The organism is Streptomyces sp. NPDC050619 (genome assembly GCF_040654815.1).
Lineage (GTDB): Bacteria > Actinomycetota > Actinomycetes > Streptomycetales > Streptomycetaceae > Streptomyces.
Map to the genome: position 1 here is coordinate 69,547 of NZ_JBFAIR010000026.1, position 12,325 is coordinate 81,871.

A 12,325-nucleotide genomic window follows, 5' to 3' on the forward strand; every position below is an offset into this window, starting at 1 on the left:
GGAAACCGGCGGCGACCGGGCCTACCGGACCGTCGGCTCCTCGTCGTCCGCATCCGTCGTCTTCTTCTTCAGCGGCGTACGCGACAGGAACAGACCGAACACCGGTGGCTGGATCTGGAGCATCTCCAGGCGGCCCCCGTCGGCCTCCGCGAGGTCCCGGGCCACCGCGAGGCCGATGCCCGTGGAGTTGCGGCCGCTGATCGCGCGCTCGAAGATCCGTGCCCCGAGGTCGACGGGGACGCCGGGCCCCTCGTCCGTGACCTCGATCACCGCCTGGTTGCCGGTGACGCGGGTGCGCAGCGCGACCGTGCCGCCGCCGTGCATGAGGGAGTTCTCGATCAGCGCGGCCAGCACCTGCGCGACCGCCCCGGGCGTACCGACCGCCGTCAGGTGCCGCTTGCCGGAGCTCACGATGGCCCGGCCCACGCTGCGGTAGGCGGGGCGCCACTCGGCGAGCTGCTGCTGGATGACCTCGTCGAGGTCGAAGGTGACGGCGGAGCCGGTGCGCGGGTCGCGCGAGTTGGTGAGCAGCCGCTCGACCACGTCCGTGAGGCGTTCCACCTGGCCGAGCGCGATGGTGGCCTCCTCCTTCACCGTGTCCGGGTCGTCGGTGAGGGTGATCTCCTCGAGGCGCATGGACAGCGCGGTGAGGGGTGTCCGCAGCTGGTGGGAGGCGTCGGCGGCGAGGCGGCGCTCCGCGGTGAGCATGCGGGCGATGCGCTCGGCGGAGGAGTCGAGGACGTCGGCGACCCGGTCCAGCTCGGGAACGCCGTACCGCTTGTGGCGGGGGCGCGGGTCGCCGGAGCCGAGGCGTTCGGCGGTCTCCGCGAGGTCGGTGAGCGGGGAGGCGAGCCGGTTGGCCTGGCGGATCGCGAGCACGACCGCGGCGACCACCGCGAGCAGCGCCACCAGCCCGATGATCAGCAGCGTACGGCCGACCTCGCGGGTCACCGAGGAGCGGGGCTCCTGGACGGTGATCGTCTCGCCCTCCTCGCCCTGGGCCTTGCCGCTGATGACGTCACCGGACGGCTGGGTGCCGACCTCGATGCTCGGCTCCCCGGGGATCCGGATCACGGCGTAACGGTCCTGCGCGACCTGCTTGCGCAGCACCTTCTCGTCGACGGTCGCCGAGGTGACCAGCCTGCTGTCCACGATGCTGGCCAGCCGCTGGGCTTCGGAGTCCACCCGCTCCTGGGCGCTCGTGCTGATGGTGCGGGTCTCGACGATGACGAGGGAGATGCCGAAGACGGCGATCACGACGAGCACCACGGCGAGCGTGGACTGGATCAGTCGACGGCGCATGTCCTCTATCCAACGGTGACTGATCCCACGCGGTGCGTGGGATCAGCTCTTCTCGAAGCGGAAGCCCACGCCTCGCACGGTCGCGATGTAGCGGGGGTTCGCCGCGTCGTCGCCGAGCTTCTTGCGCAGCCAGGAGATGTGCATGTCGAGGGTCTTCGTCGACGACCACCAGGTGGTGTCCCAGACCTCGCGCATCAGCTGGTCGCGGGTGACGACCCGGCCGGCGTCACGGACGAGGACCCGGAGCAGGTCGAACTCCTTGGCGGTGAGCTGGAGCTCCTCCTCGCCCATCCAGGCACGGTGCGACTCGACGTCGATCCGCACGCCGTGCGTGGCGGGAGGCTGCTGCGGCTCGGCGGCGCCGCGCCGCAGCAGGGCGCGGACGCGGGCGAGCAGTTCGGCGAGCCGGAAGGGCTTGGTGACGTAGTCGTCGGCGCCCGCGTCGAGGCCGACGACGGTGTCCACCTCGTCGGCGCGCGCGGTCAGGATGAGGATCGGGATGGTGTGGCCTTCGGCGCGCAGCCGGCGGGCCACCTCGAGGCCGTCCATGCCGGGCAGCCCGAGGTCGAGCACGACCAGATCGATGCCGCCCTGGATGCCGGCGTCGAGCGCGGTGGGGCCGTCTTCACGGACCTCGACCTCATACCCTTCCCGGCGCAGAGCGCGGGCAAGCGGCTCCGAGATGGACGCGTCGTCCTCGGCGAGCAGTACACGGGTCATGAGGTGATGGTAGTCCGCCGATTGCATGAGCTGGGTTGCGATCCGTGGTGAGTGATTCTTACCTTCGGGCGAACTGGTACGAACCTGCGCGTACCCCCACCCAGGCGCGCCCCGACCAGCAAGGATCGACGATGGCGCCCAGCCTGACGAAGGACTCGGTGCCCCCGGGAACCCCCGGTTCCGAGCAGACCTTCTTTCGCCGCGACGGCGGCTTCACCGTCTTCTACAAGGTCAAGGAACTGATGGGCAGCGTTCGCTGAAATCCGCCCGGCCCGCCGGCCGAACGGCGCGTACCAACCATGTTTCCTCGCGCCCACCAGCGGCGTTGTGCAATACAAAATTTTGTTCTGCAACCGTAGCGCCGCACCTCGGGCACCCCCTACTTTCACCTTTCAACAGATTCGGTTCTTCCGAATTCGTCCGGAACGCCGACGTTCCGGCTTGGTGACTCGCTGCCGGCCGGCCGCTCCCGGCCCGCTCGCGATCGCAGGAGTGCTCTGCACGCACCGGCCCTCTCAGGGCCGGGCGCCTTCTCCCCGAGGAGTTTCGATGAACGCACGTTTCAGACGTGGGGTCGTGGCGGTCGGTGTCCTGTGCTCATTCGCCGCTGCCACGGCGTGTGACGTCCAGACCAAGGACGACAGCGTCGCTGCCGAGGGCAGCGGGAGTCCGGCGGCCGCCAAGGCCCTCAAGGTCGGCTGGTCGACGATCTATCTCACGCCTTCGTGGATGCAGCAGACGCTGAAGCTGCTGGAGGACGACGCCGCCAAGCTGAAGTCCGCCGGCAAGGTGGCCTCGCTCAAGACGTTCAACGCCAACGGCGACACCTCGCAGCAGATCTCGCAGATCCGCGCGATGATCCAGCAGAAGTACGACGTCATCCTCGTCGACGCGGGCTCCTCCACCGCCCTGAACCCGGCGCTGGAACAAGCTGTCGCGGCGGGCATCACGGTCGTGTCGTTCGACTCCCTCGTGACCAGCGACAAGGTCATCAAGGTCGGCACCGACCAGAAGAAGTGGGGCGCGATGACGGCCCAGTGGCTGGCCGACAAGCTCAAGGGCAAGGGCAGCATCATCGCGATGAACGGCCCGGCCGGGGTGGCCGTCAGCGAGGACCGGTGGGCGGGCGCGGAGGCGGTCTTCAAGAAGTACCCCGGGATCAAGATCGCCAGCAATGTGCACAGCGAGTACAACGTCGCCCCGGCCGCCCAGGCCTTCGCCTCCGCGTACTCCGCGAACCCCTCCGTCGACGGCGTCTTCTCGCAGGGCGGCGCCCTGTCGGCCGCGGCGCTCCAGACCCTGATCAAGCAGGACAAGAAGCTGGTCCCGATCACCGGCGAGAACTACAACGGCTTCCTCAAGCTCTGGCAGAGCAACCTGAAGTCCGGGTTCTCCTCGCTGGCCACCGCCCAGCCCAACTACCTCTCGGTGATCGCCCTGGAGGCGGCCGTGGCCAAGGCCGAGGGCGTCGCGGTCCCCTCCGACATCACGGTCCCGCTGCCGAGCATCACCGACAGCAACCTCAGCCAGTACGTGAAGCCGGACCAGCCGGACGACTCGTACCCGATCACGGCCCTGCCGCAGGCCGAGATCGACAAGCTCATCGGCAAGTAGCCCGAGGCCCCACAGCCCCGGCCGGGCAGCCCCCGGCCGGCCCCCCTGCCGGACAGCCCCAGGCGAGGAGCGCCACGTGACAGTGCTGAGCGTTGAACAGGTGTCGAAGTCCTTTGCCGGAAACCGCGTGCTCCGTGAGGTGAGCTTCGGCGTCGAAGCCGGGGAGGTGCTGGCTCTGGTGGGAGAGAACGGGGCCGGGAAGAGCACCGTGCTCTCGCTCGTCACCGGGCTCCTCACCCCCGACTCCGGACGCGTCGTCTACGGCGGCGAACCGGTCCGGGCGTGGTCGCCGCACCGCGCCCGGGCCGCCGGGATCAGCTCCGTACACCAGGAGTTGAGCCTCAACCCGCACCAGAGTGTCGCGGAGAACGTGTTCCTCGGCGCCTGGCCGAGCCGCCGCGGCCTGGTGCGGGCCCGGGATCTGGCGGCCCGGGCCCGGCCACTGCTGGAACGGGTCGGCCTCGACATCGACCCCCACACCAGGGCGGGGCGGTTGCCGCTGGGCCCGCAGCAACTGGTGGAACTGGCCAAGGCGTTGGCGAACGAACCGCGCCTGCTCATCCTGGACGAGGCCACCTCGGCCCTCGACGAGGACCAGGTGCAGGCCGTCTTCCGCGTCGTCCGCGAGCTGCGGGACCAGGGCTCCGCGGTGATCTTCGTCAGCCACCGGATGGCCGAACTGTTCGCCGTGAGCGACCGGTTGACCGTGCTCAAGGACGGCGAGGTCATGGCCACCAGGGTGCGCGACCGGACCGACCACGACGACATCGTCCGGCTGATGGTCGGACGGGAGTTGTCCGACCTGTTCCCCGGCAAAGCCGGGGAACCCGCTGCCGCACAGGCCCGCCCGCGCCTGCGCGTTCGCGGGCTGACCGTCCCCCGCGGCTGCTCCGGAATCGATCTCGACCTCGCCCCCGGCCGCATCCTCGGCCTCGGCGGCCTCCAGGGCCAGGGGCAACGCGAGGTGCTGCGGGCCCTGTTCGGCCTGGTCCGGCACACCGGACAGGTGGAACTCGAGGGGCGGCCGTGCCGGATCGGCTCGCCGCGCGAGGCGATCCGCCGGCGCATCGCGTACGTACCGGAGGACCGCAAGACCGAGGGCCTGCACGTCGCGCAGAGTGTCCGGGCGAACCTCGCGCTCACCAATCTCCGCGGCCTCGCCCCGGCGAGGCGGCTGACCACCGTCTCCCGGGGCGCCGAAGCCCGGCTCGTCGACGAGTTGATCGCGAGCATGCAGATCAAGGTGTCCTCGCCCGGCCAGGAGGCCCGCCGGCTGTCCGGAGGCAACCAGCAGAAGGTCGCCCTGGCCAAGTGGCTGCCGGCCGAGCCCCGGGTGCTGCTGCTCGCCGAGCCGACCCGCGGCATCGACGTGGGAACGAAACGGGAGATCTACCACCTGCTGCGCCGCCTCGCCGACGCCGGTACGGCGGTGCTCGTCACCTCGGGAGACACCATGGAACTGGTCGGCCTCTGCGACGAGGTCGCGGTGATGTACGAGGGCACGATCGTCGAACGCCTCAGTGGCGCGGCCCTGACCGAGGAACGGCTCGTCCGGGCCTCCGTCATGGGCGCCGCCCAGCACCCGGACACCGATGGCCGTCCGACGGATGCCGCCGGGAGCGTGGCCCGTGCGTGATCTGATCCGTACCACCGCCAAGGGCAACCCGGACCTGCTCGCCCTGCTCGGTCTGCTGGCCGTACTGCTCGTCGCCTACCAGCACTACGACCCGAGCCTGCTCACCCCCGCGTCGATCACCATCCTCTCCGCCCAGTTCCTGCCGCTGATCCTGGCCGCCGCCGGCCAGACGACCGTGATGCTCCTCGGCGGCATCGACCTGTCCCTCGGCGCGGTGCTCGGGCTCGCCATGGCCGTCTTCGCCACCTACGAGGCGCACAGCGCGGGCGGCGTCGCGACGGCGGCGGCCCTCGCCCTGTGCGTGGCGGTCGCGGCGGGCGCCGTCAACGGGACACTGGTGGCGTACGCCGGACTGCCGCCGATCATCGTCACCCTCGCGGCGTCGTTCCTCTGGGGCGGCGTCACCCTGGTCGTCCTGCCGCAGCCGGGCGGCAGCGTGCCGGGCGGACTGGTGGACGCCTACAACAACGGCTGGAACGGCATCGCGCTCCCGGTGGTCTGCGTCGTCGCGGCCCTCGTCCTGTGGCGGCTCTTCCGGACGACCCGACACGGCCTGGCCCTGTACGCCGTGGGCGGCAACGAGCACGGGGCGTACGCCAGCGGACTGCACACCCGGGGCGTGAAAATCGGCGGATACGCGCTGTCCTCCGTGTTCACCGGACTCGCCGGCATCGGCCTGGCGATCCAGACCGGCTCGGCCGACCCCACGATCGGCGCGCCCTACACGCTCAACTCCATCGCCGCCGCCGTGCTCGGCGGCATCAGCTTCTTCGGCGGCATCGGCCGGATGCGGGGCACCGTACTCGGCGCCCTGGTGATCGGGCTGCTCACCAACTTGCTGCTGTTCACCGGGATTTCGCCCTTCTACCAGCTCATCGTGCAGGGCGTGGTCCTCATCGTGGCGCTCACCCTGAAGACGTATCTCACCAGGAACGAAAGGGAGGGGATGTCCCGATGACGGCGTCCGCACCGGCACCCGCACCCGCACGCGCACGCGCGGCCGTGCGCCACCCGGTGCTCGTCGCGCTGCGCGGCTCCAGAGCCGCCTGGGCGTTCGGCGTGCTGGCCCTCACCTGGACGGGAGCCGTGGTCTTCGCGAGCGGCTTCGACAGCACGTCGAGCTTCCGCTATCTCGTGCAGACCGCGTCCTTCCTCGGCATCGTGGCGGTCGGCCAGACGCTGGTCGTCATGATGAGCGGCATCGACCTGTCCGTGTCGGGCGTGGTGGCGCTCTCGGCGGTCGTCTGCGCCAAGGTGGCCGGAGAGGGCGGCGGCGCGGCGGGCATCACGGCGGCACTGGTCCTGAGCGCACTGGTCGGCGCCGTCAACGCGGCCGGGGTGGTCTGGCTGCGGGTGCCGCCCCTGGTGATGACCCTCGCGACCGGCACGATCATCTCCGGCGCACTGCTCGTCTACACCAACGGCTCCCCCAGCTCGGCGAAGGTGCCGCTGCTCGACTCGCTGGCCAACGACCAACTGCTCGGCGTGCCGTACTCCTTCGTCCTGTGGCTGGCGGTCAGCGCCGCCGCCGTATGGCTGCTCCACCTGTCCCGGACCGGCCGGTACGCGTTCGCGCTCGGCAGCAGTGAGCCCGCCTCGCGCGCCTCCGGGGTGCCGCTCGGCGCGACGGCGTTCATCGCGTACTCGGCCTGCGCCCTGCTGGCCGGAGTGGCCGGACTGGTCCTGCTCGGGTTCACCGGCACCAGCTCGCTGACCATGGGCACCCCGTACCAGTTGCTGTCCATCGCGTCGGTCGTGCTCGGCGGGACCTCCATCCTCGGCGGCCGAGGGCACCTCCTCGGCACCGTGGCCGGGGCCCTGCTGCTCACCCTCCTCACCGCGCTCCTGACCTCCTGGAACCTCTCCGAAGGGGTCCGGCAGGTGGTGCTCGGCGTGCTGATCATCGCCCTGCTGCTGGTGTACGCGCGGGAGCGCAGGTCGTGACGGTCAGCGCGGCGGAGGTGGAGCCGCTGCTCCGTGCCCTGGTGGCGATTCCCAGCGTCAATCCGCGGGACGGCGAGGGCGACGGCGGCGAGAGCGCGGTCGCTCGCTGGGTGCTGGACTGGCTGGCGCGGCGGGGCATCAGGGCCGCCCTGCACGAGGTGCTGCCGGGCAGATGCAACGTGGTCGCCGTCGTGCCCGGGCGCGAGGCGTCAGCGGTACTGCTGGAATCGCACCTGGACACGGTGGAGACGGACGGTATGACCGTCGGCCCGTACGACGGCCGGGTCCGCGACGGCCGCCTGTACGGGCGCGGGGCCTGCGACGCGAAGGGGCCGCTGGCCGCGTTCATGCTGGCCGCCGCCGAACTGGCCGAGGGCGAACCGCCGTTGCACACCGTCGTGCTCGCCGGGGTCTGCGACGAGGAACACGCCTATCGGGGAGTGCTGCGGCTGCTGGCCGATCTGGAGGACCTGGAGGACCTGCCCGGTGTCGGCACCTTCGTCGGCGCGATCGTCGGCGAGCCGACCGACCTCGTCCCGGCCACCGCCCACAAGGGCGTCGTGCGCTACACCGTACGGACGACGGGCCGGGCCGGGCACAGCTCCAGGCCGGCCGAGGCGGTGAACGCCGTGTCGCTGATGGCCCCGGTGATCGCACACCTGGAGACCACCGCCCCACCACCCCCCGCGCACCCGCTGCTGGGCACCGCCACCCGGTGCGTCACCCGGATCCGGGGCGGCACCGGGCCCAACACCGTCCCCGGCAGTTGCGAGGTCGACGTGGACCGGCGGACCCTGCCCGGCGAGGACCCGATGGAGGTCTGGCGGCAGGACCGCGCGGAACTCACCGCGCTGGGCGGCGCACCCGTCGCCGTCGACGAGCCCTTCACCGTCGACTACGCCCTCGACACCCCGCCCGGCAGCCCCGTCGTCGCCGCGCTGTGCCAGGCACTGACCGACGAGGGGCGGCCAGGAGCCGTACAGGGGATGCCCTTCGGCACCGACGCCAGCAAGCTCGCCCGCGCGGGCATACCGTCCGTGGTCTTCGGACCGGGCTCGGTCACCGACGCCCACTCCGCCGACGAATCGGTCGCACTCACGGACGTGGCACTCGCCGCCCGGACCATCACAACCACCGTCCGCCGCCTCACGCAGCACATCCCGGGCACGACGGTCGCAGGCACGACGGACCCGGGCACGACGATCCCTGGCGCGACGGTCCCAGGCACGACGACCCCTGGCGCGACGGTCCCAGGCACGACGAACCCGGGCACGACGATCCCTGGCGCGACGGACCCAGCCACGACGGACCCAGCCACGACGACCCCAGGCACGACGGGCCCAGCCACGACGACCCCAGGCACGACGGACCCAGCCACGACGACCCCAGGCACGACGGACCCAGCCACGACGACCCCAGGCACGACGGACCCAGCCACGACGACCCCAGCCCCGGACGCACCTGCCCGCCGCGAGAGTGAGCGACCGTGCGACTGACCGAACACGTCACCCTCGTGGCCAGCGGAGCCGCCGGATTCGACCTCACCGACCCGCTGGACTGCCACGTCTACCTCGTCCACGGCACCCGACGCAGCGCCCTCATCGACGCCGGGGCCGGGCGCTCCACCGCCGACATCCTCCGGAACGCGGCGACCGCCGGGGCCGCCGAGCCGGACCACCTGCTGCTCACGCACGGCCACGCCGATCACGCGGGCGGTGCCGCCGCTCTGGCCGGGCGGCTGCCGGGGATGCGGGTGCTCGCCGGTGCGCCCGCGCACGCGTGGATCGCCGCGGGGGACGAGGCGGCGATCAGCCTCGACCGGGGCAGGTCGGCGGGCGTATACCCGCCCGACTACGACTTCCCGCCCTGCCCGGTCACCGCGCCGATCGCCGACGGCGAGGAGATCGACCTGGGCGGCGGCGTCGTACTCCGCGCGCTCGCCACGCCCGGCCATGCCGACGGCCACACCTGCTACCTTCTCGACTCCCCCGGCTACCGAGCCCTGTTCTCCGGGGACTGCGTCTTCACCGGCGGCCGGGTCTCCCTCCAGAATCTGCACGACTGCCGGATCCCCGAGTACGCCGCGAGCCTGACCCGGCTCGCCGCGCTCGACATCGACGCACTGTTCCCGGGGCACCACGAGATCTCGCTCGCCCGCGCCGGACGGCACCTCGTGGCCGCCCGGGACACCGTGGCACGCGGTCTTCTTCCGAGGAGTACGACATGACCGCCACACCTTCCCCCCGCAACCAGTCGTCCTCCCTGCGCCGCGCGCTGGACATCCTGGCCCACATCCGCGACGACACCGGGCCCGGCCGGGGCATGTCCCTGGCCCGGATCGCCGAGGAGCTGGGCATCAACAAGAGCACCGTGCTGCGGCTCACCACACCCCTCATCGAGGCCGACCTCCTGGTCCGCGACCGCGAAACCGGCTGGTTCCGGCTCGGCCACGGAACCCTCCGGCTCGGCCAGGTCTACCTCTCCTCGCTCGACCTGCGCACCGCCGCCGCCGAACCACTGCGCCTTCTCCAGCAGGCATCCGGTGAGACCTGCCATCTCGTCGTGTACGAGCCCCCGGACGTCGTCTACATCGACAAGGTCGAGAACGAGACCAACGTACGCATGGCCTCCCGGGTGGGCAGCCGGATCCCCGCGTACCGCACCGCCGTCGGCAAGACCATCCTCGCCTGGCTCGACGAAGAGGCCTTCCGTGTCGTGGTCGCCGCCGGCATGCCACCGGTCACCGAGCACACCGTCACCGACCCGACGCGACTGCGCGCCGAACTGGAACGTGTCCGGCGCCAGGGCTACGCCATCGACGACCGGGAGAACGAGCGCGAGGTGCGGTGCGTGGCCGCGCCGATCTTCGACCACACCGACGGCGTGACCGGAGCGCTGAGCGTCTCCGGGCTCGCCACCCGGATGACGCCCTCCCGAGTCCGTGAGATAGCCCCGGTCGTGGCCCGGACCGGCCTGGAGATCTCCCATGCCCTCGGCTCCTCCCGGAGCCCCGAGGCGGGCCACTGATGAACGCGTCGATCCAGTCGATCCAGTCGATCCAAGGGAGTCATATGAGCAAGGACCGGCGGGAGCGGCGGACGGAGTCCTCCGTCTACGCCTTCGTGGAGGATCTGCGCGGCGAAGGGCCCGACCTGGTCCTCGACCGGGTGCTCGGCACCTACGGCTGCGACGGCCTCACCGTCGCCGCCGCCTACCACCGGGCGCGGGACGTCACACCGCACGGCGCGTCACGGGTCACCCTGCGCCAGGACGGGGTCCACTTCCTCCCGCCCACCGACCTGTTCGGCTCACTCCGCCTCCAGCCTCCGGTCCAGCCCGGCGCCGAGGAGGAGCCGCTGCGCGCGCTGCGGCGCAGCACCTCGGAGCGGGGCGCCGGGCTGTCCGGCTGGACCGTGTTCCTGCACAACACCACGCTCGGCCTGGCGCACCCCGATGTCACCCAGGAGAACTGCTTCGGCGACCGCGCCGCCCCCGCCGACCTGTGTCCCGCGCACCCGGACGTACGGGCCTACGCGACCGCGCTCGCCCGCTCGGTGGCCCGCCTGGGGGTGGACCGGGTCGTCGCCGAGTCGCTCCACTTCGGGACATTCGGCCACGGATACCACCACGAGCGAAGCTTCGTGGAGTTCGGCCCGCTGGAGGACTTCCTCCTGGGCCTCTGCTTCTGCCCCTTCTGCGTGGAGCGCGCCGAGTCCGCCGGGGTGGACGCCAGGTCCGCCCGCACGGAGGCCGAACAAGCCGTACGCCGGGTACTGGAGGGCGCCGCCCCGCTGCCCGGCGGGCTGAGCCCTGACACCCTGGCCGAACAAGTGGGGAAATCCGTCGCCGAGTACGCGCTCAGCCGCCGGGAGACGGTCGGCTCATTGGTCGCGTCCGTGGCCTCGGCCGTGGCGGAGGAAGGCTCCGGGCTGGTCTTCCTCGACCTGACCGGGGCGATCAAGGGATACGCGGACGGCCTCCCGACAGGCGGCCCGGCGGTCGACGACGCATGGCGCACCGGTATCGATCCGGCGGCCGTCGCGCCCACCGTCCCCGGCTACGCGGTCCTGGCCTACGCCCGCGACCCGGCCAGGATCACCGAAGACCTCACCGCCTACCGGACCGCCGTGGGTGACGACTGCGCACTGCGGGCCGTACTGCGCCCCGGAGTCCCCGACACCTCGTCCTCGGCACACCTGGCGGAAAAGGTCGGCGCCGCCGCCGCGACCGCCGACGCCGTCGACTTCTACCACTACGGTCTGGCCCCTCTCCCCGTCCTGGACCGCATCCCCTCGGCACTGGCCCACGTACGCCCGGAAGCCTGACCTAGCGCGCGGGATCGCCGGGGGCGGCCTGCGCCGGCCACGGGGGAGATATCTGCAGCCGGGGCCGGTCGGCCGGGAGCGGAAAAGTTACCGGCCGACCGGCGTCCCGTCATCGCCGGGCACGGTCATCGTCTTGGCGACGGCCAGCAGGAGCGGAGTGATCTCCTCTGGCGAGCACCGGGGAAATCCCAGTCCCGCGAGTACCGCGGACCCATGCATCACCGCAGCCCAGAACGTCGCGAACGCGGCCGGAGGCACATCCGCAGGCAGCAGGCCATCAGCGTGAAGCGACTCGGCCTGCCGCATCAGCGATTCATGGAGGGACGCCGCAGTGCTCCGCAGAGCAGGAGCACTGTCTGAATGGATGGCCATGGCGAAGGACTCCACGAGCAGCGCCGCGGAGGGACTGAACTCGCCGGTCAGGGCGCTCACCAGCACAGCGGCCAACTGCGGCGCCGGGTCGCTGCCGTCGACGGGCTGAAGCACGGGCAGACGCTGAGCCAGCGACCGCTCCGCCACGTCGGCGGGCAGCGGAGCCACCAACTCGGCCAGGTAGTCGTCCTGAGCCGAGCGCACCGCTTCAGCCAACAGGTCCTGCCGGTCACGGAAGTGGGCGTACAGGGCGCCGGTAGTGAGACCGGCACGGCGGGCGATGTCCTGGACTCGCAGCTTCGCCGGACCGTTCTCGGTCAACAGCTCCCGGGCGGCATCGATGAGCCTTTGACGGGTCGCCGCGGAGCCGACTGTCGGATCCTGCCTGTCTGCCATCCCACCACCCTAACGG

General features: G+C 71.6%; 12 protein-coding genes. 9 read left to right on the forward strand and 3 right to left on the reverse strand.

What is annotated here, in order from left to right:
- Positions 1-21: 21 nt before the first annotated feature.
- Entirely contained in the window at positions 22-1,302 is a 1,281-nt protein-coding gene (locus AB0I77_RS34820) for an ATP-binding protein (protein WP_363286766.1), read from the reverse strand.
- A 42-nt stretch (positions 1,303-1,344) separates the two neighbouring features.
- Positions 1,345-2,022, reverse strand: coding sequence for a response regulator transcription factor (locus AB0I77_RS34825; protein ID WP_363286767.1), 678 nt, complete (start codon positions 2,020-2,022; stop codon positions 1,345-1,347).
- A gap of 131 nt (positions 2,023-2,153) precedes the next feature.
- Here AB0I77_RS34825 and AB0I77_RS34830 point away from each other — a divergent pair, with 131 nt between their 5' ends.
- The 9 genes from AB0I77_RS34830 (at position 2,154) to AB0I77_RS34870 (ending at position 11,541) form a co-directional block, all read left to right on the forward strand.
- Positions 2,154-2,282 (forward strand): hypothetical protein, encoded by a 129-nt coding sequence (locus AB0I77_RS34830; RefSeq protein ID WP_363286768.1) that lies wholly within the window; start codon positions 2,154-2,156, stop codon positions 2,280-2,282.
- Between the two features lie 289 nt (positions 2,283-2,571).
- Complete coding sequence (locus AB0I77_RS34835) at positions 2,572-3,636, forward strand: ABC transporter substrate-binding protein (RefSeq protein WP_363286769.1); 1,065 nt, start codon at positions 2,572-2,574, stop codon at positions 3,634-3,636.
- A gap of 76 nt (positions 3,637-3,712) precedes the next feature.
- Positions 3,713-5,272 carry a sugar ABC transporter ATP-binding protein gene (locus tag AB0I77_RS34840; RefSeq protein WP_363286770.1) on the forward strand — a complete coding sequence of 520 codons (1,560 nt, stop codon included), beginning with the start codon at positions 3,713-3,715 and terminating at the stop codon, positions 5,270-5,272.
- The gene (locus tag AB0I77_RS34845; protein ID WP_363286771.1) at positions 5,265-6,230 is read left to right on the forward strand and encodes an ABC transporter permease; all 966 of its coding nucleotides are present in this window, start codon (positions 5,265-5,267) and stop codon (positions 6,228-6,230) included. The genes AB0I77_RS34840 and AB0I77_RS34845 overlap by 8 nt, the downstream gene beginning before the upstream one ends.
- The gene (locus AB0I77_RS34850) at positions 6,227-7,216 is read left to right on the forward strand and encodes an ABC transporter permease (RefSeq protein WP_363286772.1); all 990 of its coding nucleotides are present in this window, start codon (positions 6,227-6,229) and stop codon (positions 7,214-7,216) included. The genes AB0I77_RS34845 and AB0I77_RS34850 overlap by 4 nt, the downstream gene beginning before the upstream one ends.
- Entirely contained in the window at positions 7,213-8,712 is a 1,500-nt protein-coding gene (locus AB0I77_RS34855) for a M20 family metallopeptidase (RefSeq protein WP_363286774.1), read from the forward strand. The genes AB0I77_RS34850 and AB0I77_RS34855 overlap by 4 nt, the downstream gene beginning before the upstream one ends.
- Entirely contained in the window at positions 8,703-9,443 is a 741-nt protein-coding gene (locus tag AB0I77_RS34860) for an MBL fold metallo-hydrolase (protein ID WP_363286776.1), read from the forward strand. Before AB0I77_RS34855 ends, AB0I77_RS34860 begins: the two co-directional genes overlap by 10 nt.
- Positions 9,440-10,243 (forward strand): IclR family transcriptional regulator, encoded by an 804-nt coding sequence (locus tag AB0I77_RS34865; RefSeq protein ID WP_363286777.1) that lies wholly within the window; start codon positions 9,440-9,442, stop codon positions 10,241-10,243. Before AB0I77_RS34860 ends, AB0I77_RS34865 begins: the two co-directional genes overlap by 4 nt.
- A gap of 44 nt (positions 10,244-10,287) precedes the next feature.
- Positions 10,288-11,541 (forward strand): hypothetical protein, encoded by a 1,254-nt coding sequence (locus AB0I77_RS34870; protein WP_363286778.1) that lies wholly within the window; start codon positions 10,288-10,290, stop codon positions 11,539-11,541.
- A gap of 87 nt (positions 11,542-11,628) precedes the next feature.
- Here the strand turns inward: AB0I77_RS34870 and AB0I77_RS34875 are convergent, their stop codons facing one another.
- Entirely contained in the window at positions 11,629-12,309 is a 681-nt protein-coding gene (locus tag AB0I77_RS34875) for a TetR/AcrR family transcriptional regulator (protein ID WP_363286779.1), read from the reverse strand.
- Between the last annotated feature and the right edge of the window lie 16 nt (positions 12,310-12,325).

What these genes read in the sequence shown, in the direction of transcription:
- AB0I77_RS34850 (WP_363286772.1), top strand. Translation starts at nt 6,227, where the DNA reads ATGACGGCGTCCGCACCGGCACCCGCACCCGCACGCGCACGCGCGGCC.
- AB0I77_RS34825 (WP_363286767.1), bottom strand. Translation starts at nt 2,022, where the DNA reads ATGACCCGTGTACTGCTCGCCGAGGACGACGCGTCCATCTCGGAGCCG.
- AB0I77_RS34835 (WP_363286769.1), top strand. Translation starts at nt 2,572, where the DNA reads ATGAACGCACGTTTCAGACGTGGGGTCGTGGCGGTCGGTGTCCTGTGC.
- AB0I77_RS34820 (WP_363286766.1), bottom strand. Translation starts at nt 1,302, where the DNA reads ATGCGCCGTCGACTGATCCAGTCCACGCTCGCCGTGGTGCTCGTCGTG.
- AB0I77_RS34865 (WP_363286777.1), top strand. Translation starts at nt 9,440, where the DNA reads ATGACCGCCACACCTTCCCCCCGCAACCAGTCGTCCTCCCTGCGCCGC.
- AB0I77_RS34870 (WP_363286778.1), top strand. Translation starts at nt 10,288, where the DNA reads ATGAGCAAGGACCGGCGGGAGCGGCGGACGGAGTCCTCCGTCTACGCC.
- AB0I77_RS34875 (WP_363286779.1), bottom strand. Translation starts at nt 12,309, where the DNA reads ATGGCAGACAGGCAGGATCCGACAGTCGGCTCCGCGGCGACCCGTCAA.
- AB0I77_RS34830 (WP_363286768.1), top strand. Translation starts at nt 2,154, where the DNA reads ATGGCGCCCAGCCTGACGAAGGACTCGGTGCCCCCGGGAACCCCCGGT.